The organism is Bradyrhizobium sp. Bra78, assembly GCF_024519855.1.
GTDB classification, from domain to species: domain Bacteria; phylum Pseudomonadota; class Alphaproteobacteria; order Rhizobiales; family Xanthobacteraceae; genus Bradyrhizobium; species Bradyrhizobium japonicum_G.
Genome location: NZ_JALJRE010000013.1, coordinates 189,694 through 214,564, shown reverse-complemented (window position 1 = coordinate 214,564; position 24,871 = coordinate 189,694). Strand labels below are relative to the sequence as shown.

Annotated in this window: 22 protein-coding genes; 15 read left to right on the top strand and 7 right to left on the bottom strand. The window is 62.3% G+C overall.

Annotation, left to right across the window (positions count from 1 at the left end; translation table 11 throughout):
• On the top strand, positions 1-2,268 hold a 2,268-nt coding region (locus tag OC450_RS26990; RefSeq protein WP_262048971.1), incomplete at its 5' end, for a DUF5801 repeats-in-toxin domain-containing protein.
• Positions 2,269-2,457: 189 nt separating this feature from the next.
• Here OC450_RS26990 and OC450_RS26985 read toward each other — a convergent pair.
• From OC450_RS26985 to OC450_RS26970, 4 genes are all read right to left on the bottom strand, one after another.
• The gene (locus OC450_RS26985; protein ID WP_262048970.1) at positions 2,458-3,474 is read right to left on the bottom strand and encodes a transglutaminase-like cysteine peptidase; all 1,017 of its coding nucleotides are present in this window, start codon (positions 3,472-3,474) and stop codon (positions 2,458-2,460) included.
• A gap of 225 nt (positions 3,475-3,699) precedes the next feature.
• A complete protein-coding gene (locus OC450_RS26980; protein WP_211386711.1) occupies positions 3,700-4,947 on the bottom strand; it encodes an HlyD family type I secretion periplasmic adaptor subunit in 1,248 nt (415 codons plus the stop codon).
• Positions 4,937-7,216 carry a type I secretion system permease/ATPase gene (locus tag OC450_RS26975; protein WP_410050525.1) on the bottom strand — a complete coding sequence of 760 codons (2,280 nt, stop codon included), beginning with the start codon at positions 7,214-7,216 and terminating at the stop codon, positions 4,937-4,939. The genes OC450_RS26980 and OC450_RS26975 overlap by 11 nt, the downstream gene beginning before the upstream one ends.
• A 222-nt stretch (positions 7,217-7,438) precedes the next feature.
• Positions 7,439-9,142: a TolC family outer membrane protein gene (locus tag OC450_RS26970; protein ID WP_262048969.1), complete on the bottom strand. Its 1,704-nt coding sequence runs from the start codon at positions 9,140-9,142 to the stop codon at positions 7,439-7,441.
• A 783-nt stretch (positions 9,143-9,925) separates the two neighbouring features.
• Here OC450_RS26970 and OC450_RS26965 point away from each other — a divergent pair.
• Positions 9,926-10,102 carry a hypothetical protein gene (locus OC450_RS26965; protein WP_211386709.1) on the top strand — a complete coding sequence of 59 codons (177 nt, stop codon included), beginning with the start codon at positions 9,926-9,928 and terminating at the stop codon, positions 10,100-10,102.
• A 1-nt stretch (position 10,103) separates the two neighbouring features.
• Here OC450_RS26965 and OC450_RS26960 read toward each other — a convergent pair whose 3' ends face one another.
• Entirely contained in the window at positions 10,104-10,337 is a 234-nt protein-coding gene (locus OC450_RS26960) for a hypothetical protein (RefSeq protein WP_256808847.1), read from the bottom strand.
• 843 nt (positions 10,338-11,180) lie between these two features.
• Between OC450_RS26960 and OC450_RS26955 the strand changes: the two genes are divergently transcribed.
• A complete protein-coding gene (locus tag OC450_RS26955) occupies positions 11,181-11,579 on the top strand; it encodes a hypothetical protein (RefSeq protein ID WP_211386707.1) in 399 nt (132 codons plus the stop codon).
• A gap of 387 nt (positions 11,580-11,966) precedes the next feature.
• The gene (locus tag OC450_RS26950) at positions 11,967-12,293 is read left to right on the top strand and encodes a hypothetical protein (protein WP_211386705.1); all 327 of its coding nucleotides are present in this window, start codon (positions 11,967-11,969) and stop codon (positions 12,291-12,293) included.
• Between the two features lie 87 nt (positions 12,294-12,380).
• Here OC450_RS26950 and OC450_RS26945 read toward each other — a convergent pair whose 3' ends face one another.
• On the bottom strand, positions 12,381-13,634 hold the full coding sequence (locus tag OC450_RS26945; RefSeq protein ID WP_256808849.1) for a hypothetical protein: 1,254 nt from the start codon (positions 13,632-13,634) through the stop codon (positions 12,381-12,383).
• 517 nt (positions 13,635-14,151) lie between these two features.
• Here OC450_RS26945 and gmd point away from each other — a divergent pair.
• The 10 genes from gmd to OC450_RS26895 all read left to right on the top strand — a co-directional run bounded on the left by gmd (position 14,152) and on the right by OC450_RS26895 (position 22,722).
• Positions 14,152-15,222 carry a GDP-mannose 4,6-dehydratase gene (gene gmd / locus OC450_RS26940; protein ID WP_211386703.1) on the top strand — a complete coding sequence of 357 codons (1,071 nt, stop codon included), beginning with the start codon at positions 14,152-14,154 and terminating at the stop codon, positions 15,220-15,222.
• The gene (locus OC450_RS26935; protein WP_211386702.1) at positions 15,203-16,156 is read left to right on the top strand and encodes a GDP-L-fucose synthase family protein; all 954 of its coding nucleotides are present in this window, start codon (positions 15,203-15,205) and stop codon (positions 16,154-16,156) included. The genes gmd and OC450_RS26935 overlap by 20 nt, the downstream gene beginning before the upstream one ends.
• A gap of 61 nt (positions 16,157-16,217) precedes the next feature.
• On the top strand, positions 16,218-16,670 hold the full coding sequence (locus tag OC450_RS26930) for a DUF2231 domain-containing protein (RefSeq protein WP_262048968.1): 453 nt from the start codon (positions 16,218-16,220) through the stop codon (positions 16,668-16,670).
• Positions 16,667-18,001 (top strand): PQQ-dependent sugar dehydrogenase, encoded by a 1,335-nt coding sequence (locus tag OC450_RS26925; RefSeq protein WP_262048967.1) that lies wholly within the window; start codon positions 16,667-16,669, stop codon positions 17,999-18,001. The genes OC450_RS26930 and OC450_RS26925 overlap by 4 nt, the downstream gene beginning before the upstream one ends.
• 25 nt (positions 18,002-18,026) lie before the next feature.
• Positions 18,027-18,230, top strand: a complete 204-nt coding sequence (locus OC450_RS26920) for a hypothetical protein (protein ID WP_211386699.1) — start codon at positions 18,027-18,029, stop codon at positions 18,228-18,230.
• A gap of 155 nt (positions 18,231-18,385) precedes the next feature.
• The gene (locus tag OC450_RS26915; protein WP_256808855.1) at positions 18,386-19,591 is read left to right on the top strand and encodes an MFS transporter; all 1,206 of its coding nucleotides are present in this window, start codon (positions 18,386-18,388) and stop codon (positions 19,589-19,591) included.
• Between the two features lie 169 nt (positions 19,592-19,760).
• Entirely contained in the window at positions 19,761-20,990 is a 1,230-nt protein-coding gene (locus OC450_RS26910; protein ID WP_256808856.1) for a CaiB/BaiF CoA transferase family protein, read from the top strand.
• A 4-nt stretch (positions 20,991-20,994) separates the two neighbouring features.
• Complete coding sequence (locus tag OC450_RS26905) at positions 20,995-21,870, top strand: 3-keto-5-aminohexanoate cleavage protein (RefSeq protein WP_256808858.1); 876 nt, start codon at positions 20,995-20,997, stop codon at positions 21,868-21,870.
• Positions 21,871-22,016: 146 nt separating this feature from the next.
• Positions 22,017-22,232: a hypothetical protein gene (locus tag OC450_RS26900; protein ID WP_211386695.1), complete on the top strand. Its 216-nt coding sequence runs from the start codon at positions 22,017-22,019 to the stop codon at positions 22,230-22,232.
• A 97-nt stretch (positions 22,233-22,329) separates the two neighbouring features.
• Entirely contained in the window at positions 22,330-22,722 is a 393-nt protein-coding gene (locus tag OC450_RS26895; protein ID WP_211386694.1) for a RidA family protein, read from the top strand.
• A 4-nt stretch (positions 22,723-22,726) separates the two neighbouring features.
• On the opposite strand, the gene OC450_RS26890 is transcribed toward OC450_RS26895, so the two are convergent.
• The gene (locus OC450_RS26890) at positions 22,727-23,398 is read right to left on the bottom strand and encodes a TetR/AcrR family transcriptional regulator (protein ID WP_211386693.1); all 672 of its coding nucleotides are present in this window, start codon (positions 23,396-23,398) and stop codon (positions 22,727-22,729) included.
• A 214-nt stretch (positions 23,399-23,612) separates the two neighbouring features.
• Here OC450_RS26890 and OC450_RS26885 point away from each other — a divergent pair, with 214 nt between their 5' ends.
• Positions 23,613-24,848 (top strand): acyl-CoA dehydrogenase family protein, encoded by a 1,236-nt coding sequence (locus OC450_RS26885; RefSeq protein ID WP_256808861.1) that lies wholly within the window; start codon positions 23,613-23,615, stop codon positions 24,846-24,848.
• Positions 24,849-24,871 lie beyond the last annotated feature (23 nt).

The window sequence follows — 24,871 nt, the reverse complement described above, 5'->3', positions numbered from 1 at the left end:
TCGTCGAGCATCAATATCGGCCAGGCGCTGACGTTCCATGATGATGGCCCGAGCATCACGGTGACGACGACGGCGGCGCCGGCGGATGCCCTGGTGGTCGACGAGACCAACCTTGCGATCAACGCGACGGCGAACTTTGCCGACAACTTCTCGGTGGTGAGCAATTACGGTGCGGACGGTGCCGGCACGATCGCATCGGCCTATGCGCTCGGCGTCAAGAGCGCGAGCGTGGATTCCGGCCTGATCGACGTTGCGACCGGGCAGCACATCCTGCTGGTGCTGAACGGCAATACGGTCGAGGGGCATGTCGGCGCGACGGCGACGTTGGCCTTCACGGTCACCGTGGATGCTGCCGGCGTCGTAACGCTGGACCAGATCCGCGCGCTGCAGCATCCGAATGCGACCAATCCGGACGATACGGTGACGCTGTCGGCGGCGGACCTGATCACGCTGACGCGAGCCGACACGATCACGGACAAGGACGGCGATTCCACCAACAGCTCGTCGAGCATCAATATCGGCCAGGCGCTGACCTTCCATGACGATGGCCCGAGCACGATTTCTCCGGACTACGCCATTCTGAACAACAGTATCGGCGCGAGCTTTACCGCATACCTCGACTTCGACCACAACATCGACAACAACGTCGGGGCCGATCAGCCTGGAACGATTTCGTTCGCAAACATCACGAACGGCGAATTGGCGGTTGGCGTTGTAAACGGCAGCACCGCAACTCTCACCTCCGGCGGGCAGAACATCCACCTCTACCTCGTGGACAACGATTCCAACCCGGCCACCCCCCTCCAGCTGCAGGGCTGGATCGGGAGCGCTCCTGGCGGAGGCGGCACCGAGGTGTTTGCCGTTACGTTGAACCCGGATGGCAGCCTTGCCACCAGCAACGATCAGTACACGATGCAGCTGTTCGCTCAGATCGGAGCGACCGAGACCCGAACGGTCAACGACTTCTCGTCTCTTGGCCAGAACACGCAGCAGTTCAAGGCGTTGGACGTTGCCAACACGACTCAGGATCTGCTGTTCTCGGGCTATGTGCAGCAACCCAACGGAACGTCGAACGCGTCGGGCGGAAGTTCCGTGTCCGCAAGTACGACCGGCATCGGCGTTGCCAACAACTCGATGAACGACGGCGACAATCTGCGAATTGATTTCGTCAACAGTGCAACGGTCACGAGCGGGAATAACAACGAGTACAGCTACTCGACGCACTACAACATCAACGACTTCCAGTTCGGTATCGTTCAAGTGAACGGCAGTCCGCCCGCAGATTCGATCGAAGTATGGGTGCGAATCTACAATGCGAATAACGACACGTCGGGCAACACGACGGCCACGGATTCCGCGCATCTCGCCGATGATCCTCAGCTCAACACGATCACGTCAATCGAGGTGAATGGGGTCAGCGTCAATCTGGCGTCACTGATCACGGACGGGAATGGAGGCTACCTGGTCACGGGGCTGGACCTTCACGATACCGTCCTGGTGCACGCGTCGGGCACCGGTTACGACCGGATCGAGATCGAGAACGCACTGCAGACTCCGACCTTCAATAACCCTGCGCTCAATGGCGAATCGTTCGACATCGGCACGTTCTCTTATGTGACGACCGCAACAACCATTCCCTCTGTCAGCATGTCGTTCGACGTGGCATTGACGGACGCGGACGGTGACAGTTCGACGAGCAGTCTCGGGATGACTTTGGTGTCGCCGGGGACGCTGTTCAACGACTACTCCGCTTCCGGGACGGGGGTTACGGCCACCGTGGGCGATCCGCTCGATCCGCAAGCCAACATCAAGGGATCCGACTTCAATGATACCTTGACCGGGAATTCGGCCGCGAACGTTCTGTCGGGCGGTATCGGTGACGATACCATCCGTGGGTTGGGAGGCGATGACGTCCTGATTGGTGGTGCGGGCAACGACAAGTTCGTTCTTGAAGCCACGGCGGCGCTCAACGGCCACGATACGATCGCGGATCTGCAGAGCACCGACGGGATCTTTGTCGACGTTGCCAGCCAGGCTTTGACGATTGGAACAGCAGCGTCGATCTCTGCCGCTCAATTTGTCTCGTCGAGCGCGGGGGTCCCGAACGAAGCATCTGCCGGAGCATGGAACGGAGCGGCGAATAGCTTCTTCTTCAACAACACCACGCACGAACTCTGGTACTCTGCAAGCGGTACCGGTACGGACAAGCTTGACCTGGCGCATGTCTCTACCGGAATTCCTGCGGCAGCGACCGTTCATACCTTCTGACGCAACTGCCGTGGCAGACATGCGCTCTGCCGGTAGACGTTGGATGAGCCGATATGCGGCGGCAAGGCGACCAGCCTTGTCGCCGCATCGCTTTCTCTCGGCTGAGCTGCGAAACTACACGGCCAGCAGCGAGAGAGTGCTGATCGGCGCCTATGGTGCTGAGCTGCCCAGGCTAGTCCAAGCAATGTGTCAGAGAAGCACCGGCAGCGTGCTCAGTGACCCGCCGCCACCGGTGTCCGCCGGCCCCGAGCCCGCCCATTCCGATCCCGCCGCCGCCGGCGCAGCTTCGGCCGTGAGCGGCTGAGCCTTCGCATAAGGCTTGGCGAACAGATGCACGCCGTCGTGATTGATCGCGAACAGCGGGGCGAAATTCAGCTCGCCGTTGTCCTCCCGCAAGCCCGCCCACCGGTTGTCCAGGATCAGCCAGCGGCCGTCGAGACGAGCCGCAAGCACCGCGTGGTCCTGCCGCACGGTCCGGTCACGGACGAGGAGCAGGCGCATGTCGGCGTCCGGGAAACCGGCTTCGCGCAACGCGGCGTATTTGGCGATCGCATAGTCTTCGCAATCGCCTTTGCCCGTCGCAAAGCTCGCCAGTGGCGAGCTCCAGCGGTCGAGCTCACGATATTGGGCGAGATCGCTGACATAGCGGATCGCGGTGTTGACACCCAGATTGGCTTCCTCGAGCCGGGCGCGCCCGGACTTTGCCTTGACTGCACCGACAAGCCTGAGGAACTGCGCGGCGTTAGGCGGGCAGCTCGCGGCCTCGGACCTGCAGCGCTCGAGCACGGCTTGCTCGCGGGCGATCTCTCCTTCGACCGCACGCCATTTGCGCCAGACCTCGCTGTCAGGCGCCCGGAAGGTGAAGAGGCCGAACGGTTCATTGCCGAGCGGGGCCATGCCTGAAAGAGGGGCCGCTTCAGGTTGAGCGTCCGTCGCCGTGGGGGAGGGCGGCGTCAGCGCCGCCAGGCGCACGGCATTTGGTCCCCGGCCGCGCTCGCGGTCCAGCTTTGCCAGCACCGCGTTGATCGTGAAGAACGTCGCGGGAGCCTGAATGGTGTCCGCGCCGGATGGCGCGATTTCAGTCGAATCGGCCGGCCCGACATCGGCGGCGAGCGCGGCCGAGGTCGAAAAACCGTTGAGCGAGACCACCATGGCTGCTGCGAGCGCCAGAAAGTCCTGCCGCCGCTGTCCAAAACGCGACTTCATTGACCGCCCCCATATTTCGGGACGTCGCCGGCGTCTTTGCGCGCCTGATCGTCATCCCGACCTGTTTATCGGGAGCCAGCGTGCGCTCGGGCGCGCTTAAGTCGGGTTAAAGCCGGGGAAGGGGGGCCAGGAATGAGCCGGCGCGATGAACCGCGCACCTCCAGCAACGCTAAAGCTTGCAGGCGCGGGTTAAGGACGCATTAAGCAAGGCGAGCGCCGCCCGGCCTAGTGCTCGCGCAAAGCCTCATCCCGCAAGGTGCGAGCCGGCTTCAGGATATAATCCAGAACGCTCTTCTTGCCGGTCAGGATCTCGACCGTCGAGATCATGCCCGGGATGATCGGGAGCGGAGCCTCTTCAGTGCCCAAATGGTTCTTGTCGGTTCGAACCATCACCCGGTAGTAGGTCTCCGGTCGCTGCGCCGACTCGCTCTTGTCGTCGAGGATCGTGTCAGCGCTGATCCGCTCGACCTTGCCGGCCAGATGGCCGTAAACCGAGGAGTCATAGGCGGATATCTTGACGACGGCATCCTGGCCCGGGCGGATGAAGGCAATATCCTGCGGCCTGATCTTGCCTTCGACCAGCAAGGTATCGTCGAGCGGAACGATGTCCATGAGGTTCGCACCGGGCTGAACGACGGCACCGATCGTGGTTACGTTCAGTTTATTGACGATGCCGCGAACCGGCGAACGCAGATCCGTCCTGCGAACCCTGTCCTGCGCCGACTTGATATTCTCGTCGAGGACGGCGAGATCGCCCCTGGACTTGGCGAGGTCCTCGTCGGCTTGCGCGCGAAATGTCGAGATCGTGGTCGCGATCTTCGATTTGGCTTCGGCCATCTGACCCCTGACCTCCGCGGACTGACGCTCCAGCCGGAGCATCTCGATCTCGGGGACGACCTTCTGTTCGTACAGCTTCCGGGTCAGCGTCAGCTCGCGATCGAGCAGCGCGGACGATTGGCTCAGCCTCGTGATCTGCTGGGTGAGAACGTCGATGTCTTGCGCGATCTTCTGCGCGCGGGCCTTGAACACGCTTCGTTCCGTCGCCACGGTCGCAGGTACAACCCCCTCGATCTGGTCCGGAAATACGATCTCGTTGCGCCCCCTCGCTTCGGCATCCAGGCGCGCAACGCGGGCCGCCATCGCGGCGCGGCGTTCCCGTATCTCGCCGAATTCGGACGCGAACTTGGTGTCCTCGATCCGCATCAACGACTGGCCTTGCTGAACCGTGGCGCCTTCCTGGACGAGAATGTCGCCGACGATCCCGCCTTCCAGCGACTGGACAACCTGAATTTGCCGCGAGGGAACGACCTTGCCATTGCCGCGCTTGACCTCTTCGAGCACAGCGAAATGAGCCCACGTCAGGAATGTCGCAAACAGGCCGAAGAAGGCCCACAGCAACATTCGCGAGGTTTTCGGCGTCCTCAGCTTGACGGCTGCACGGATGTCGTTGGCGTAAGTGAAATCAGCTGACATTGGATTTCTGCGCCGGGGGGACGGGTTGAACCACTCTGGGATTGGCGACAGACTCGGTCGACGGAGCCTTTCCTTGCAACAAGCTCAAGACGTGGTCGCGCGGTCCATCGGCGACCAGCCGCCCGTTGTCGAACAGCAGCAGGCGATCGACCATCGACAGCAGTGAAAGACGATGAGTGGAGATGATGATGGTCATTTGCGCATTATCGAGCGTCTTGAGTCGTTCGAGGAACTCGCTTTCGCTGCGGACGTCGAAATGGGCGGTTGGCTCGTCCAGAAACAGGATCTTGGGTTTGCGGATCAAGACGCGCGCCAAGCCGATGGCTTGCTTTTGACCGCCCGACAGGCTGCGTCCGCCCTCTGCTATGGGCATGTCGTAGCCCATGGGGTGCCCTGCGATGAAGCTTTCCACTCCGGCCAGGCGCGAAGCCGCAAGCACTTCTTCGTCCGTCGCGGCCGGATAGCCCAAGGTTATGTTGTCGCGCAGCTTCCCGAAGAACAGATCGGTGTCCTGCATGGCAAAGCCGATGCCGGCGCGCAAGTCAGCGGGATCATACTGGCGCGAGTCGACGCTATCGATCAGGATGCGGCCATCTTGCGCCTCGTAGAACGAGAGCAACAGGCGCCCGACAGTCGTCTTCCCCGAACCAACTCGACCAATGATTCCAACGCGCTCACCGCTCTGAACCTTGAACGTGACCTTCTCCAGCGCCTTTCCAGGCGCATTGGGGTAAGCGAAGGAGACGTTTTCGAAACTGATGGTGCCTTGCTCGATCTTTCTGGCGACATAGGTCCGTTCCGGTGAACGTTCCCGTTCCAAGCTCATGATTCGGTCGATGGATTTGAGCGACGAAAAAGTTTGGGTGCCACGGGTGATCACGGACGCGATGCCTGCAATCGGCGCCAAAACGCGGCCGGCGAGCATGTTGGCTGCGACCAGCGCACCGACTGTCAGGGTGCCGTTCTGGATCAGGAATACGCCAATTACGACCAGGAGCAGACTTGTCAGCATCTGTGCCGAGTTGGCCGCGGTCAGCGCCAGGGACGACCAGAAGTGTACGGCCTCGCCGGACCTTGCTGTCGCTGCAACCGAACGCTCCCAAGCCGTCTGCATCCGTGCTTCACCGCCGGACGCGCGCACAGTTTCCAGACCGGCGAGCGATTCGACGAGCACGCCGTGGCGAGCTGCCGACTCGGCTTGCAAGCGTTTCATCGCCCGATTGAGCGGGCGTTGTAAGACCAGTCCAATTAAGATCATGACCGGCAGCATCAGCAACGGCACCCAAGCCAAGGGTCCCGCGACCACGAAGAGAACCGCTACGAACAGGATGGCAAAGAGCAGATCGGTTGCCGAGACCACGCTGCCCGAGGTGAAGAATTCGCGAACGGAATCGAAATCCCGAAGCTGGTTGGCAATAATGCCGACGGATGTCGGCCGTTGCGACAACTTCACAGCCATAACATGCTCGAAAATGTTGGCTGCAAGGACGACATCGATCGTCTTGCCCGTCACGTCGATCATCTTGCTCCGGACCATCCGCAGGATCAGATCAAAGACGATTGCGAGGCCCATGCCGATCGAAAGAGCAATGAGCGAGGGGATAGCTCCGTTCGGGATGACCCGGTCATAGACGCTCATTGTGAAGAGCGGCATGGCCAGGGCCAGAACATTGATCAGCAGGGCCGCCAGCGCGATATGCCCGTAGTTGCGCCAATGGGCCTTTACGACGGACCAGAACCAGTGCTGCCGGGGAAGGCTGCCGGCCGCGACGGCTCGCGCGTCCGACTCGGCGGCCGCCCGGACCAGAAAAGCATACCCCGTATAACCGGCGGCGATGACGTCCAACGTCAATATCTGCGGCACATACGGCCGGTCGCTTGGGTCAATCACCCTGGCGGTACGCTTGCCCTCGTCAATGCTCAGCAAGATCAGCGTCGCTCCGTTCTTCATGATCAGCACGACGGGAAGAACGAGAGAGGGGATGTCCAGCAGCTTGCGTTTGGTGGCCTCAGTCTCCAGGCCGGCACGGCGCGCCGCCCGCTCATAGAGAGAAACCGTCAGGCGTCCATCGAGGATCGGCAGGCCGCCGAGCAAGCCATCGCGGGTCACGGCTCTGCCGTGATGCCCGGCCAGGAAGATCAGCGAGTCCAGCAAGGGATCGCCTTGTTTCGCTCCGACCTTCTCGGCCCGAACCGATGCCGTGGACTCTTCGCCGATGTTATGCGGGCGTGCGCCTTCTGCCGAGGACTTCTTTGTTTGACGAAACAACAAGCTGATAAGCCTTAAATGAAAAGCGATGAAACGAGCTTGGCAAAGTCGTCGCAGAATACGACAAACTGCCAGTTAATTCATTTACTTATTTGGACGGGCGCGATTAAGGATTAACGATCGCAGGCAGGAAAGCTATCCGTGCGTTATCGGGGGCAGGCCTGGAACTAAAAAAGCCCGCACATCTGTGCGGGCTTTTAGTTGGTCGGTCGACCGATGTCGCTACTTTGCAGCTGGCGAGAATGCGGTCAGGAGCCAATGGGGCTTCTCGGTCGGGGCATATGAGCTGCGCTGTCCCGTCGAGCCATCGAGCACGATCGGCCCACTGGAGCCTGCACGCTGTGCAAACCAGGCGGACACGCCAGCGACTTTGGCCGAGGCGGCGGTCTTGTCGGGCTCGCCCGACCAGCGATCGCCGAAACCCGTCGTGGTGGGCTCGGTCGCAGCATATGACAGCCGAACCGGCGCGGCCGTCGGCGCCGGGACAGCAACCCGCAGCGGCTCAGAACCGCTCTGCGGAAGCGTCCAGCGGAACGTGGGCGCCTTGTAATCCGGCAGGCCGAACAGGTTGAGATCGGTTGGAGCCGCGTCGACCGGGGGAGGAGCCTTCAGATATTCGATCAGCGTTCCAGTCGCGGCGAGCAACTGATAATCGGCAAACACCACGACTGCTCGCGCCGACGTCAGCGAAACCTGCGCATTGAAGAACTGGTTTTGGGCATTCAGAAGGTCGATGAGCGAGCGTTGGCCCAGCTCATACTCCTTCTGGAACGCGGCGATGGTTTTGCGATCCGCCTCCAGCTGGCCGGTCAGCGCCGAAATGCGGGTCTGTGTTATCGTGCGAGCGTTCCAGGCCTTGTCGATGGACTCATATGCGTCCCGCTGCAAGCGGGCGTGCCGTGCCGTGGCTTCCGTGAACCGTTCGGCCTTTTCCGAGCGATTCCAGGCATCCTGTCCGCCGCGGAAGATGTCCCAGGACATCACGACTTTGCCGCTGTAGTCCTCATGGGTAACGGCGGGCGAGCCGGCGGCCGCAACGTAGGGGAAGGAGTTGTCGTAATGCGTCGCCCGACCCTCAAGATAGAATTTGGGGGTGAACAGACCGTCCGTGGACTTGAAGGCATGCTTGGCGGCATCGGCATCCGATTGAGCCGCCGCAATCGTGGAGTTGAACCGCAGCGTGACCGCGAGTGCTTCATCCCGGCTGGCCGGAAGCCCCCGCAACGGGCCGGGGAAGCGCACATTGTAGGGCTCTACGCCAACGACCTTGCGGAACTTTGCCCGTGCATCCTCGAGGCTACGGCGAAACTCGGCCAGGGCCGCGCGGGCACTTTCGACGCGTTCCCTTGACTGCTCAAGGTCGCCTTCGCCGGCCCGTCCGCCCGAAAACCGCGAGTTTACGTTCGAGAAGATCTTGTCATGATTGGCAACGTTCTGCTCGGCCAGGCCGACCAAACGCATGTACCGCACGACGTCAACGTAAGCCTCGGCGGCATCAAGGGCGATGAGCTCGGTTCGTTCCTTGACGCGTGCTGCGGCGGCGTTCACGCGCGCATTTTGGCGCCACACCTCGTGGATCGAGGTGAAACCATCAAAAAGAAGCTGCCGGACGACGACCGATTCCTGGCTCCCGTTCCGCCACGGCCCCGATCCCGTCGTCGGGACCGCAATGCTTGGAGCTACAAAGCCAGGGGGCTGGTCGAACTTTTCCGGCCCATAGCTGGCGTCAATCCGCACTTGCGGTAAGAGCGTACTCTGGGTCTGGCGGAGTTCGCTCTCGGTTGCACGACGGTTTGCCGATGCCTCACCCACACCCGGGTTGGTCTGCATCGCCTGACGCAGGGCGTCATTGATTGAGAACTGCTCCGCTTGTGCCGGGGCGGCCGCCAGGATGATCGTTGCGAAGGCAAAATACGCCGGCTTCATCGTCCCCACCATAAAAGGCATTTAACAAATAGTATTGACCGGGAAGAGTTAGCAAAATGCTGTGATCTTACCTATGACATTTCAGACACAGCTTGCAGTAATCGCTCAAGGCTTCGACTTTCGCGCCCAATAGGCGTGCAACTGAGGCAGCTTAGCCCTTTCCCAATCCTCGACACCGGGGCGTTTGCCGCGCCGCACAAAGTCTGCGCATTTTCTGCTCTTTAGCAATCTGATTTTACTGCTGAATTGGATTATTGCTGTGCTGCGATGTGGCAACCTCAGGTATCGCCTCTTCCGATAAAGGCGAAGTGCATGAGGGTCCGCGAACCGGGGCAGGGGTAGTCCAGGGAGCTTTGCCGAGGACTTCGACGCGCGCGTCGGCGCCGGGCGCTGAGGACCGCATCAGGTCAGCCAGCATGATCCTGCTGTCGTCGATTCGGATCCCGGGGCGCGTCAATGGCCGGAAGGTCGGAATGTACGGCCTGCCTTCTCGGTCGCCGGCCATCAACGCAACCTCTGAGCGTTTCGATGTTTGGGCGGCAGGGCAGACGGGCGGCCTACCGAACGGTCCGGCCGGGGATCATCCTCATAGTACCTCGGGCAACACGCTTCCGGAGTTAACGGCACGCGCTTTTTATTTACATTATTTATGGTGGCCGATACGGCAGCAATTCGAACGGCAAACCTTGCTTAAGGTCTCGGACACATAGTGAATGCATTTCAGCATGCGATTGAAGGGCATCAACTATGGATACAGACCTCCGAACCGAGCTCGAAGGCCTCATGGAAGATATCCAAAAGCGCCAAAGGCATATTGAAGACCAGGTTTTTCTGATCAACGTTCTCGAGCGAGAAGGGCACATCACGCTCGACGAACAAGCCGCCCTCAAGTTTGAGCGCAAACAGCTCGCGCTTCAAATGGAGCGGCAGACAAGGCTGCTTTTGAAGGCGCAGATCTGAGTCAGCGCCAGTCGTTGTCGGGCAACGTTCCTGGCGGGGGCTTGAGTTGCTCGAGCCCCTCATCAATCGTCCGAATGTCTTCCTCAATCCGCTCGATGGTCCGGGTCGGATCAATACCGGATACGGTGCGGAGTTGCTCGAGCAACTGGCACCGATGCTCTCGCAGTTCTGCCAGCCCCGGCCGGTCCTTCAATTCCACCAGAGAAGCAACGATCAGTTCAATGGATGATGGCAAGGCAATACCTGTCGATTAAAAAATTCATTATAGACCTTTATGTCGACCCGAAAAGATCGCCGCCGTCCGCACTTTGACGGAAGCGCCCTGCCGGTCCCGACGCGGCCGCGGGCCGTGCAATCGTGATGCGTCGGAGTGCGTCCTTTACGCCACATGCTGCGAGCGTTAATTTTGCTTCGATACTTGATTGCTTTGCCCGTGTGAGTATCGGGAGCAGCCTTTTTGCCAGGGCCATTGCATACGATGTGTGAGCGTTGCTCGATCTTCGATAGGAAGATTCAGAGATTCAAGGAACTCGTCGTTCAGCTGTCCGATTTCGATACGGGCCTGGTGGAACAAATCATGTGGAGAATAGCCAGGCTGCGGAGCATGAAGGCTGCACTTCACCCTGAAGACGGATAGTCGACCCTACTTCATGACCAGCCGACGGCGAACCGCCGTTGTCCGGTGTCGTTTGCTGCTCCGGGGGCAATCCGTATGTTTCCAACAGCGCCGTCCGCTTGAAATGTAACGGCGGACGGCGCTGCTCCAGCCCCGGGAGGGTGATGCAAAATCCCGGTTTTTCGAGTCTGCGCTTTCGTTGACCGCGGTCAAACCAAAACCGCTCGATTGGTGAATCACGCCGAATGTACCTGCTCCGCACTGCAAAACATCAACCGTTCGGTTGAGAACTCGGGAAAAACAGGAACAACGTCAATCGGACCCCTGTTGGGAAGACCCTTCTTTCGAGCTGCCGCGAGCTACGACCTGAACAAATCATCGGGCAAGTAAGCTCAAATCCCAGCGGGCGGGGGGCTTGGCAAGTTCGGGAAAAAGAGGCAATCTACAATTTTTGGATTGCCAATGCCCGCTTATCTCGTCCGCTCAATCGACACTCACCAGATCGTCGGCTTTTTCTTCGCCGATCATCCCAGAGGTCTTGCCCTTTTGGTCCAGGACTGGACGGACGGGGATCTCTGCGAATATGTCCAACTTCCTGGGGGCGGCATCGTATGGGCCGGGTCGGCGGTTCCGGTGCCTATGGATCCTGGCATCGAGGACGACGCAGACTGGAACATGCCCGAACTGCCTTTCACGAGCGCGACGCTGTCTGAGACCTGGCTCAACGTGCTCTACGGCTACACGACCAAGCTTCGCTGGACGAGGTTCAAGGCCGGAAAAAGACCGGAATCAACTTCACCCGAACCTCCAGAGCCGGTGAGCTCGGGACAGGTCATTCCCCTGCGAAGACCGCAATCATAGCAAATCGGCAAGCGAAGAAACCAACATGACGGCAGAGAAGCTGCGGACACACGTCACCTACCTGAGCGAAATAGAGACTGATTCCGAGCGGCGTGACGTCTTCGCGGGCCTCACTCATGAAGAAACTGTCTGGTTGATCGATTATCGAGAGCGGCGGGCGCGCGGCGAACCCGGATGGAGCCGAGATCAAACGATTGCTCTCGGACTTACCGCAAGACACAAGATAGCGCACACCCAGATCTTGAACTTGGAGTCGGGAAGGCAACTCGATAGGCCGGCCATCAACTAGCTTGTCACGAGTACCTGGATGATTGTGACGGAAGCGTGAACGAACATACCTAGAAGCGACGTGACTGATTTTTCCAATTGTATTTTTTTGGATTTCCGATGCGCACCCTGTTCATTATCCTCGGCATTTGGCTGCTGATTAATGCTCTCTTCGTCGTGATCATGATCCCGCCGCGAAAGCCGCGGAGGTCTAATGCTGAGAGTGGACAGAGCGACCTGTCGCCGGCATTGATCAATCCCAACAGCCGGCTGGTGGAGGCGGATGAGGGTTTTTCGCTTCGGCACGCCATCATTGCAATCGCGCTCGGCTCCTTCTTTTCTCTGACCCCACCATTGCTGCAAGCTTATGATGCCATCGCGGCATTCATCAGGAAGCTCCGCCGAGACGAGGGTGACGGAAATTCAGCGGATCCTCATTCTCGCTGAATCAGAGGACGATCGCCATTTCGAACCGGGCGCTTCACCGGCTCCAGCCCCCATCGATTGATGAGTCCCGACTCCCGAACCCGGAGATCAAGTCGGTCCCGGTGACGGCTGGAGCTTGGCAGCGTCGACAGGACGGTTGGTGACGTCGGTGAAAAGCTTTGCCGCCCCTCCCGCCTTGTCGACGAAGGCGGCTCTCGCACGGGCGACCTTGTCTCTTGCCTCCTGGGTATCGCTGGTGGCCTGAGCGGCTTCGCGATAAGCGGTTTCGGCGTTGCGCAGATCGGTGACGACCGCGTTCAACTGCGTTGCGTTGTTCGAGGTCACGAGCTTCCCTGCGATATACACCACCTGGCTGAGACCCAGAATACCGAGGATGTTCTGCGGTACCGTGAAGGACGCAAGCTGAAACACGCCGCCGGCGAAAAGCGCGAGCCCTACCGCGCCTGTGAATATCAGGCTCTGAAAGCGGTAAACGTCGAAACCGCCGTCGCTCGAGATAAGGTCGTAGAAGCTCGGCTCCGGTGTGGCGCGGGTCGAGTCCTTGTCGAACCAGCCCTTGTTCATGAGCCAGGCCTGATTTGTGGGCTCGAGCGCTATCTTTGAGGACTCCGCTCCCTTGGCGGCCGCGGCCCCGATGCCTGCGATGCCGAGCAATTGCAGGATCGTGGTTGACAGGTCGGAGAGCACGCCCGTGCGAAGCAGGATATAGGCGAGCATCGCAAAAACCAGGATCGTGAAGAAGAACACCTGGAAGGCCGAGAGACTGCCGCGATTGTCGGAGCCGGCCGTGATCCGGATTGGGTTCCAGGCTTGAACGCCTTTCGACGACGTCCCGCTCAAACGCGCAAAGGCCTTCGCGGAGAGAAAATAGGCGGCGAGCACGATCGCGAGTGCCAGCCCGATGCTCAGGGAGTAGGGGCTGAGATAGACCGGCAGGTAGGAAACGTTGAGCGGCCTTCGCGTGCTGTCGCACTGGTAGATGTAGAGGTTCCGCCGGGTCCACCATCCCGCGACATCATTGGGAACGTCGATCGAAACGATCGTGTCGCCGGACTTCAGCAAGCGCTTCACGACGAGGTCGTCGGTTTCGCCCGCTCTTCGCGCGCGGGCGCCGTGCCTGACCTCGTCCCGCGGGACTTCCTTGTTCTCCAGGAAGACCGCGAAATAATGCGCCTCCGGATCGAGAGAGCTCGCGATCCCGAATTCGACATTGCTTCCGGCGGGCACGAGATTGCTGTTGTAGATGATCGCAGCGCTGTTGGCCGTATTGGCGAGCGCCTGGAAAATCTCGCCGCCGGCGCAGTCGGAAATTTCCGTCCGCGCCGCGGCAGCGTCCTTCACGTTGGCTTTTTTCGGGTTGGCAGTCCCATCCTTGGCAGCGGGCTGGACGGCTTTCGTCTCCGCCGCCGGACTGGCGGGATCGCCTGCCTGCTGGGCAAGGCAGGGGGCAGCCAGCAGGGCAGAAGCGAACAGAATTGCGCGTATCCCATTCAGGGAATCAGAAGCGCGGCAGCGGCTTCCAATTTGCGCCACGGCAGCTTGCGCGAAATCGAACAAGGATCCCTCCTCGAAAATGGCGAACGCCGGCAGGGCAAAGCTCAAAAATCTACCTAAGATGGTACGTGCAACAGGCTTCGCCAGCGAGGTTCCGGGCCCCTGGGGCCGCGACTTATGCACAAAAACCTCGTGCCGGTTTGTAGGCCGGAAGGGCTTCGGCTGGGCGGACCTCGAGGCGGACGTCTCCTGGCGTTGCATCGCCGTATTGGGTTGACCCCGACGGTCGATATGTCAGAGAAGGACGGCGGCTGGAACGGAACGCCGCTGTCCTCTTGGGATACAGTTAGGAGCAGGTGCACATATGGCTGAGCGGATCGCTCTGATCACCGGCATTACCGGGCAGGACGGCGCCTATCTCGCCGAATATCTGCTGTCGCTCGGCTATGTCGTGCACGGCATCAAGCGGCGCTCGTCCTCATTCAACACCGCGCGGGTCGATCATCTCTACCAAGATCCGCATGCCGGCAACGTGCCGTTCCTGATGCACTACGGCGACATGACGGATTCGACCAATCTGATCCGCCTGGTGCAGCAGATCCGCCCGACCGAGATCTACAATCTCGCCGCCCAGAGCCACGTCGCCGTCAGCTTCGAGAGCCCGGAATACACCGCGAACGCCGACGCCGTCGGCGTGCTGCGGCTGCTGGAAGCGGTCCGCATCCTCGGCATGGAGAAGGAGACGCGGTTCTACCAGGCCTCGACCTCCGAGCTCTACGGCCTAGTGCAGGAGATCCCGCAGAAGGAGACGACGCCGTTCTATCCGCGCTCGCCCTACGGCGTCGCAAAACTCTACGGCTACTGGATCACGGTGAACTACCGCGAAGCCTACGGCATGTTCGCCAGCAACGGCATCCTGTTCAACCACGAGAGCCCGATCCGCGGCGAGACGTTCGTCACCCGCAAGATCACCCGTGGCGTCGCCCGCATCGAGGTCGGCCTCGAACAGACGCTCTATCTCGGCAATCTCGAGGCCAAGCGCGACTGGGGCCATGCGCGCGACTATGTCGAGGGCATGCACAAGATCCTGCAAGCCGACAAGCCCGACGATTTCGTGCTCGCCACCGGCGAGACCCGTTCGGTTCGGGAGATGGTCGAGCTGTCGTTCGCCCATGTCGGCCGCCGCATCGCCTGGCGCGGAGTGGGCGTCGAGGAGACCGGCGTCGATGAGGCCAGCGGCAAGACGGTGGTGAAGATCGATCCGACCTATTTCCGGCCAACCGAGGTCGATCTTCTCGTCGGCGACGCCAGCAAGGCGCATCAGGTTCTCGGCTGGAAGCCGAAGCGCACCTTCGCCCAGCTCGTCGAGGAGATGATGGCGAGCGATCTGGCCGAGGCAAAGCGGGACGCCGGCAGTGGCAAACGCAGCGTTTGAGCTCAAGGGCAAGTCCGTCTACGTCGCCGGCCATCGCGGCATGGTCGGCAGCGCCCTTGCGCGCCGGCTGGCGCGGGAGGACGTCAGGCTCGTCACGGTGGACCGGCGCGAGGTCGATCTCTGCAACCAGGCCGCCGTGTTCGACTGGTTTGCGAGGACGCGGCCGCAGGTGGTGTTCCTCGCCGCGGCCAAGGTCGGCGGCATCGTCGCCAACAACACGCTGCGCGCCGAGTTCATCTACGACAACATCGCGATCGCGGCCAATGTGATCCAGGCCGCGCATCAAAACGGCGCCGAGAAGCTGATGTTCCTCGGCTCGTCCTGCATCTATCCGAAGCTGGCCCCTCAGCCGCTGCGCGAGGATTCCGTGTTGACCGGTCCGCTGGAGCCGACCAACGAGCCCTATGCGATCGCCAAGATCGCCGGCATCAAGATGGCGGAGGCCTATCGGGCCCAATATGGCAGCGACTTCATCAGCGTGATGCCGACCAATCTCTACGGCCCCGGCGACAATTATCACCCCGAGCTGAGCCACGTGGTCGCCGCCCTGATCCGCCGCTTCCACGAGGCGAAAGTTTCGGGCGCGAAGAGCGTCGTGGTCTGGGGCACCGGCACGCCGCGGCGCGAGTTCCTTTATGTCGACGACATGGCGGATGCCTGCGTCCACCTGATGAAGACCTATTCGAGCGCGGAGCTGGTCAACATCGGCACCGGCGAGGACATCACCATCGCCGAGTTCGCACGCGTCGTGGCCGCCGTCGTCGGTTACAGCGGCGAGATCGCCTTCGACGCCTCGCGTCCTGACGGCACGCCGCGCAAGCTGCTCGACGTCAGCCGCCTCGCCAGGCTCGGCTGGCACGCGACGACCTCGCTCGAGGACGGCTTGAAGCGCGCATATGCGGCGTATCAGGCCGGCATGCCGGTCTCCGCGTAGGAACCATCACCGCCAGCACGAGTTGGCCGTCGGGCAGGGCGAAAGACACACGAGGCCAACCGTGCAGGAAGACGTGCGCGTGCGCACCACCGCGCAGATCGCGGGTCATCCGATTCATCCGATGCTGGTGCCGATACCGATCTCGTGCTTCGTCGGGGCCCTGCTCACCGACATCTCCTATGTCGTCAGCGCCGAGATCATGTGGGCGGATTTTTCAGCCTGGCTTCTGGTCGTCGGCGTCATCTTCGGCATTCTGGCGGCCATCGCCGGCCTGACCGATTTCCTCGGCAACCGCCTGGTGCGGGCGCAGGCGCCGGCCTGGCCCCACCTGGTCGGAAATGCGGTGGCGCTGATCCTTGCGATCGTCAATACGTTGATCCACACGCGCGACGCCTGGACCTCGGTGTGGCCGACCGGGCTCATTCTTTCAGCGGTCACCGTATTGATCGTGCCGGTCACCGGCTGGCTCGGCTGGGCCATGGTGTATCGCCACGGCGTCGGAGTTGCGCGATGAAATCTCCAATCGCTCGCGCATTGTTGTGCTCTTCGCTGCTGTGTCTGGCCGCATGCAACGACGGCAGCGGCGATCCCAAGGCGCAAACCGGCGCCAACCCGACGCTCCCTGACATCCAGCAATACCTCCTGCCGCCGATGCACATCGCCCGCATCGTCGGCTGGAAGAAGGACGAGACGCCGGCCGTCGCGCAGGGCTTGCAGGCCAAGGCCTTCGCGACCGGTTTGCAGCATCCGCGATTCCTCTACGTGCTTCCCAACGGTGACGTGCTGGTCGTGGAATCCAAGGCGCCGAAGGGCGCCCCGATCAAGCGGCCCAAGGAAATCGTGATGGGTTACATCGAGTCCTGGGCGACGTCGGGCGGCGACACCGGCGAGAGCAACCGCATCACGCTGCTGCGCGACAGCAACGGCGACGGCGTGCCGGACACGAAAAGCGTCTTCCTCGACCATCTCAACTCGCCCTTCGGCGTCGCGCTGGTCGGCAACGACCTCTATGTCGCCAACACCGATGCAATCGTGAAATATCCGTACGCCGAGGGGGATGTGAAAATCACCGCGCCGGGCACGGTGCTGACCCAGCTGCCGGGCGGGCCGATCGACCATCACTGGACCAAGAGCCTGGTCGCGAGCGCCGACGGTTCAAGGCTCTATGCCGGCGTCGGCTCCAACAGCAACATCACCGAGAACGGCATGGAGGCCGAGCACAATCGCGCCGCCATCCTCGAGGTCGACCGTGCAAGCGGCCGCTGGCGCATTTTTGCGAGCGGCCTGCGCAATCCCAACGGCCTCAGCTTCGAGCCGCGGACCGGCGCGCTTTGGACGGTGGTGAACGAGCGCGACGAGCTCGGTCCCGATCTCGTCCCCGATTACATGACCTCGGTGAAGGACGGCGGGTTTTACGGCTGGCCCTACAGCTATTACGGCCAGCACGTCGATCCCCGCGTCATGCCGCAGCGGCCTGACCTCGTCGCCAAGGCAATCGTGCCGGACTATGCGCTGAGCTCGCATGTCGCGCCGCTCGGGATGGTTTTCAACACCGGCACGAGCCTGCCGGCCGCCTATCGGGGCGGTGCCTTCGTCGGCGAGCACGGCAGTTGGAACAGGCTGGTCTTGAACGGCTACAAGGTCGTGTTCGTGCCGTTCACGGACGGCAAGCCGAGCGGCCCGCCGCAGGACGTCGTCACCGGCTTCCTCAACGATGACAACCAGGCGCGCGGGCGGCCCGTCGGCGTCGCCATCGACAAGACCGGCGCGCTGCTGGTCGCCGACGACAGCGGCAACACCGTGTGGCGCGTGACGGCGGCGCATCCGCAGCTCACGGAGCGATAGACCTGAGAACGGGAGGAGTTGAACAATGGGCCTTGCTCAATATGCCATCGTGCCGGTGCAGGACGCATGGGGCGTGCTGCACGACGGCGACGTCAAGAGTAGATACGCCACCAAGGAAGCCGCGTTCGAATCGGCGGTCGCCGCGGCATCCCTGGCCCTTCGCGAGGGACATGAGGTCCATGTCAGCGTACCCGGCCGTGAGGCGGGCGAGAGCGCGCTCGGCAGCTAGGCGAGAATATCGACCCTGCTTGCTGCTGGTTCGGCAGGGCCGCTCTGCGGGCAGCGCTGCTATGCTACTCGGAACCTATATTCCCGCTGGCCGAGTCTCAGGCTAAGACATGCTGACAGGCGTGATCCGCGCCTTCCGGGCAGGCGACGTTTGGAATGCGGTTTCTGAAATCTGACGGCAGGCTCGTCGGCGTCCTGCTGGTGCTGGCGATCACCCAACTGATCGGATGGGGCACGATCGGCCTTCCGGCCGTTGTCGGCCGCGACCTTGCGGCCGATCTCGGCATGAGCCTGCCGATGGTGTTCGCGGGCAGCTCGGTGCTTTACGTCACGATGGGGCTGTGCGCGCCCTGGCTCGCCAGGGCCTTTGCGCGGCACGGTGCACGCAAGGTGATGATGGCGGGCACGGTTGTTGCCGTGCCGGGCTACGTCGTCCTGTATTTCGCGCGCGAGCCGATGCTCTATTTGGTGGCCTGGGTCATTCTCGGCATGGGCGGCAGCGCCACGCTGTCGACCGGCGCCTATATCATGCTCAACGAAGTCGCCGGGCGGCAGGCCAAGAATGCCATCGGCGCGCTCATGCTGGTGACGGGTCTCTCCAGCAGCATCTTCTGGCCGACCACCTCCTTTCTAAGCGGTTATTTCGGCTGGCGCGGGACCTGCCTGGTCTATGCGGCGATGCTGCTCGTCATCAGCCTTCCGCTCTACACGTTCTTCGCGCCGCGCCGGAAAATTGCAAAGGATCATGGTGGTGCGCCGGTCAAGGCGTCGCCGCCGCCCGCGATCCCAAGGAGCACCTTCGGCCTCGTGGTCTGCGCGATCACCCTCAATGCTTTCGTCAATTTCGGCATCGGCGCCATTATGATCGAGCTGCTCCGGGCGGAAGGTCTGGCGCCGGCGCAGGCGCTTGCGTTCGGCTCGATGCTGGGCGTGATCCAGGTCAGCGCCCGCGGGCTGGATCTCCTCGGCGGCGGACGATGGGACGGGATCACGACCGGGCTCGTCGCGGGCACGGCATTGCCGGTGGCCATGATGCTCCTGATGACGAACGAAGGCGCGACCTGGGCGGTCGCGGTCTTCGTCCTGCTCTATGGCGCCGGCAGCGGCGCGATGGCGGTGGCGCGGGCGACGATCCCGCTCGTGTTCTACGACCAGGCCGAGTTCGCCAAGGCGATGTCGATGATCGCGCTGCCGCTCAATCTGGCATCCGCGCTCTCACCGCCGCTGCTCGTCGGTCTGCTCACCCAGTTCGGGAGCCGCGGCGCGCTGGGGCTCACCTTCGTCTGCTCCTGCGCGACGGTGCTGATCCTGGTCCTGCTCGGCCGCCGGCGCCCGCAAGTCGCCGCTGCGGCCGCGACCTGAGAATATTCGCGCTGCGGAAATTCACTCCGCCGCCTATCCGGGCCGCCGGGGCGGGGATAGCCGTATGCCCGGAGTGCAGTGCTCAGGGCACCAAAATAGTGTATCCGCAGGGAGCGCAGCCACGGCTGAAGGCCGCCGCGCCAATATCCCGTTCCCGGAGGAAATCGACATGTCGGCCCTGCCGCTTTCAGGCATCAAGATCCTTGACCTCACCCGCGTGCTTGCCGGGCCGCTGTCGGCCCAGATGCTGGGCGACTTAGGTGCGGAGGTGATCAAGATCGAGCGGCCGGGCACCGGCGACGACGCGCGCGCCTTCGGGCCGCCTTACCTCACCGACCCCGAGGGCAAGGCGAACAACAACAATTCGTTCTACCTTTGCGCCAACCGCAACAAGAAGTCCGTCACCGTCAACATCGCCAAGCCCGAGGGGCAGGCGATCATCCGCGAGCTCGCCAAGGACGTCGACGTCTTCATGGAGAACTACAAGGTCGGCGATCTCAAGCGCTACGGCCTCGACTACGAGACGATCAAGGCGATCAATCCCGGCATCATCTACTGCTCGGTGACCGGCTTCGGCCAGACCGGCCCCTACGCGCCGCGCGCCGGCTATGACGCCATCCTGCAGGCCATGGGCGGCCTGATGAGCGTCACCGGCCATATCGACGGCGAGCCCGGCGAGGGCCCGATGAAGGTCGGACCGTCGATCGTCGACTACATGACCGGCATGAACACCTCGATCGGAATTCTCTCGGCGCTCTACCATCGCGACGTCAATGGGGGTGTCGGACAGCACATCGACGTCTGCCTGTTCGACACGGTCATCGCGTCATTGTCGCACTGGCTGCAGATCTACCTCGTCAACGGCAAGACCCCACCGCGCCGCGGCACCTGGGGCAATGGCGGCATGCCGGCCGGCGTGTTCCGCTGCACCGACGGCGAGCTGATGCTGGTGGTGGGCAATGACGGCCAGTTCCAGCGCACCTGCGCCGTGCTCGGCGAGCCCGAGCTCGCCAGCGACAAGCGCTTCGTCAAGAACAACGACCGCGTCGTCCACGGCAGGGAGATCATGGCGATCTTCGCCGGCCTGTTCCTGAAGCAGAAGGTATCCTATTGGCTGGACAAGCTGGAGGAGGCCGGCGTGCCCTCTGGTCCGATCAACAATTTCGAGCAGGTGTTTTCCGATCCGCACGTCCAGTCGCGCGGCATGCGGGTGAAGGTCAACCATCCCTTCGAGCCCGATCTTTCGCTGATCCGCAACGCGCTGACCCTCTCGGAGACCCCGATCAAGAATTACCGCGCCCCGCCGCTGCTCGGCGAGCATACGCAGGAAGTGCTCGGCGACAAGCTCGGCTATGATGCGGGGAAGATCGAGGATCTGAAGAAGCAGGGGATCATCTGATCGCATGACCGGCAAAACCATCATCACCTGCGCGATCACGGGCAATCTGACCAAGCCCGAGCAGTCGCCATATCTGCCCATCACGCCCGAGCAGATCGCGACCTCGGCGCTGGAAGCCGGCGAAGCAGGCGCTGCCATTGTCCACATCCACGTGCGCGATCCCGCCACGGGGCGGCCTTCGATGGAGATCGATCTCTACCGCGAGGTGATGGCGAAGATCCGCGCCCGCAACACCAGCCTCGTCATCAATCTCACCACCGGCCCCGGCGGTCGCTTCGTGCCTTCGGTCGAAGACCCCCGCATCGCCGCTGCAGGCACCACGCTGCTGCAACCCGAAAAGCGCGTGGAGCATATCGAGCTGCTCAAGCCCGACATCTGCACGCTCGATCTCAACACCATGAATTCCGGCGGCGAGGTCGTGATCAACACTCCGCGCAACGTCCGCATCATGGCCGGCCGGATGACGGCGGCCGGCGTGCTGCCGGAGATCGAGCTGTTCGATTCCGGCGACTGCCACCTGGCGCGCGACCTGTTCGCCGACGGCACGCTGAAGGGCCCGGGGCTGTTCTCGCTGGTCCTGGGGGTGAAGTACGGCTTCTCCGCGACGCCCGAGACGATGTTCTACGCCCGCAGCCTGCTGCCGCCGGGCGCGATCTGGTCCGGCTTCGGCATCGGCCGCGCCGAATTCCCGATGGTGGCGCAGGCGTATCTGCTCGGCGGCCATGTCCGCGTCGGCATGGAGGACAATCTCTATATGTCGAAGGGTGTGCTGGCGCAGACCAATGCCGAGCTGGTCGCCCATGCGGCAGGCATCCTGAAGAGCCTGGGTGCGAGCGTTGCGACCGCTGCCGACGCGCGCGCGATGCTCGGGCTGGCATAAGCGTTGATGGCAGCAGTGTGACGCTCGCGCGGCCTTGCGCGAGGCTTGCGCGCAATCCCCAGATAAACCCGGTCCGTAAACACACAGGCTTTCGCTTCGCGCGCGACTCAGATTCGATCTCTTCACTGACTTCGGGAGGGACGTGCATGTCGTACACGATCGGGTTTCAAGCCAAGAACCAGAAGGCCATTCTGGCGACCGAGGCGGCAACGGCCAATCAGGCCGTGGCCATCATTGCCGCGCTGCGGCAAAGCGCGGACGAAATAAAGTTCATCCGCTCGCCGCAGGAAGGCGAGATGGGCATCGAGATGCTGCTGCTGCTCGCCAAGGAAGAGGCCGAGGAGATGCCGCAGGGAGCGTAAAGCGCTTCCACGACTACACTTCGATCAGAAGCGAAACATGACGGCTGCAGGATGATGTAGTCAGCCGTCAGTCCCGCTCGAACCGAAGGTGGCCGCCATGAAACGCGAAGCGCTCCGCGTCGAACCGATCTCGACGTTTCTCGACCGCTGGAAGGCGCCGACCTCGCCGGTCACGCGCGCCGGCAGCATGATCTTCGTCGCCGGGCTGCCGCCGTTCGACCCGGAGACGGGCGAGCTCAAGGAGATGCCGATCGAGCGGCAGAGCGAGATCGTCATGGAGCAGTTGAAGCTGTGCCTTCGGGCGGCCGGTGCTTCGCTGGACAACGTCATGAAGTGCAACGTCTACTGCACCTCGACGAAACACTTCGCCGCGTTCAACACGGTCTATGCGCGCTATTTCCCGCTAGATCCGCCGGCGAGGATATTCGTCTGCACGCCGGAATGGTTCGGCCCCTTCGATGTCGAGATCGACTGCATCGCGATGATGTGAGGGGCTAGCGCGCGTCTCTCGCGAGCGCGCGCGCCGGCGCCTTAGCCTCCGTCCGTGGCGCCGTCAGCGCCATCGTCGCCACGCTGACCACGCGGGCGACCACGTCCTCGACGTCGTCGAGATCGCATTTGCCTTCCGACAGTTTCGTCAGCCGTTCGCTCTCGCGGATGGTGTGGTGCGCCATGGCGAGCGCGAAATTCAGGCCCCAGTAGATATCGACGTCGCTGCGGTCGGGCAGGGCCCGGCGCATCGCGCCGGCGAACTTGCGCAAATGGTCGATCTCGCGGTTCTTGATCCGGCGGATCGGCGGCACGGATTCGATCGAGGCGCGGATCATGAAGCGCGCCGCGGTCGAGCGCTGGTTCTCGGGGCCGAGGCAGCCGCGCAGCGTCGGGCCGACCAGCGCATGCAGGATCACCTCGATCGGCGCACGGCCGCCGCCTTCTTCTTCCGCCGCCTTCAACTCGCGCAGTCGCTCGCGATTGGTGGCGATCGAGCGTGTGACAAATAATTCCGCGATCAGCTCGTCCTTCGAGCCGAAATGATAGTTCACCGCAGCCAGATTGACATTGGCCTCCGCGACGATGTCGCGCAGCGTCACGTCGCCGAACCCGCGATCGGCGTAGAGCCGTTCGGCGGCGGCGAGAATGGACGTCCGGGTATGATCGCTGGCCATGGGTGCCCCTCAGGGAGGGAGTTGCATTTCAAACACTTGTATGAAACTATCGTTTGAAGGCCGGGAAAAGTCAATCCGCAATCGGGACTCGTTCGCAACACGCGGTCGGTTCCCGGAAGCTCGCCAGCTTGCGCATTCACGCTTGCGGGGCGCGCGGGGCGGGAGGACAGTCCGGCGCAAAGCAGGCTTTCAAAGAGAGACCGAGGAGCGTCCCATGGATTTCGATCTGTCGCCCAAGCAGAAGGAATGGCTCGACCGCGTGCAGTCGTTCATGACCAAGCACGTGCGTCCGGCGGTGCCGATCTACAACGAGCAGGACAAGGCCGGCGAGCGCTGGAAGGTGATCCCGGTGCTGGAAGACCTGAAGAAGAAGGCCAAGGCCGAAGGTCTCTGGAACATGTTCATGCCGCCGAACGAGCATGAGGATGATGAATTCCGCGGTGCGGGATTGTCCAATCTCGAATACGCGCTGCTGTCGGAGCAGATGGGCCACATCTCCTGGGCCTCGGAAGTCTTCAATTGTTCCGCGCCCGACACCGGCAACATGGAAGTGTTCATGCGCTACGGCTCCAAGGAGCAGAAGCGCAAATGGCTGCGGCCGCTGATGGACGGCGAGATCCGCTCCGCCTTCCTGATGACGGAACCGGCGGTGGCCTCGTCCGATGCCACCAACATCGAGACCCGCATCGAGAAGGACGGCGATCACTACGTCATCAACGGCCGCAAATGGTGGTCGTCCGGCGTCGGCGATCCCCGCTGCAAGATCGCGATCCTGATGGGCAAGACCGATTTCAAGGCGGCCAAGCATCAGCAGCAGTCGCAGATACTGGTTCCGCTCGACACCCCCGGCATCAAGGTCGAGAAGATGCTCCCCGTGTTCGGCTTCGACGACGCGCCGCACGGCCACGCCCAGGTGCTGCTCGAGAACGTGCGGGTGCCGAAGGAGAACATCCTGCTCGGTGAGGGCCGCGGCTTCGAGATTGCGCAGGGCCGCCTTGGTCCGGGCCGCATCCATCACTGCATGCGCACCATCGGCAAGGCCGAGGAGGCGCTGGAGAAGATGGTGAAGCGGCTGATGTCGCGCACCGCCTTCGGCAAAAAGATCGTCGAGCATTCGGTGTGGGAGCAGCGCATCGGCGAGGCCCGCACCAATATCGAGATGACGCGGCTGCTGTGCCTCAAGGCCGCCGACATGATGGACAAGGTCGGCAACAAGACCGCGCAGGCCGAGATCGCCATGATCAAGGTCGCAGCGCCCAACATGGCTCTGAAGATCATCGACGAGGCGATCCAGGCTTTCGGCGGCGCTGGCGTTTCCGACGAGGCGGGTCTGGCCAAGGACTATGCGGGCATCCGCACGCTGCGGCTCGCCGACGGTCCGGATGAGGTGCACAATCGCGCCATTGCCAGGCTCGAGGTTCGGAAGTATGCCAACTCTCCCAATCGCTAAGGGGGAGGGCGAAAGCGCGCTCC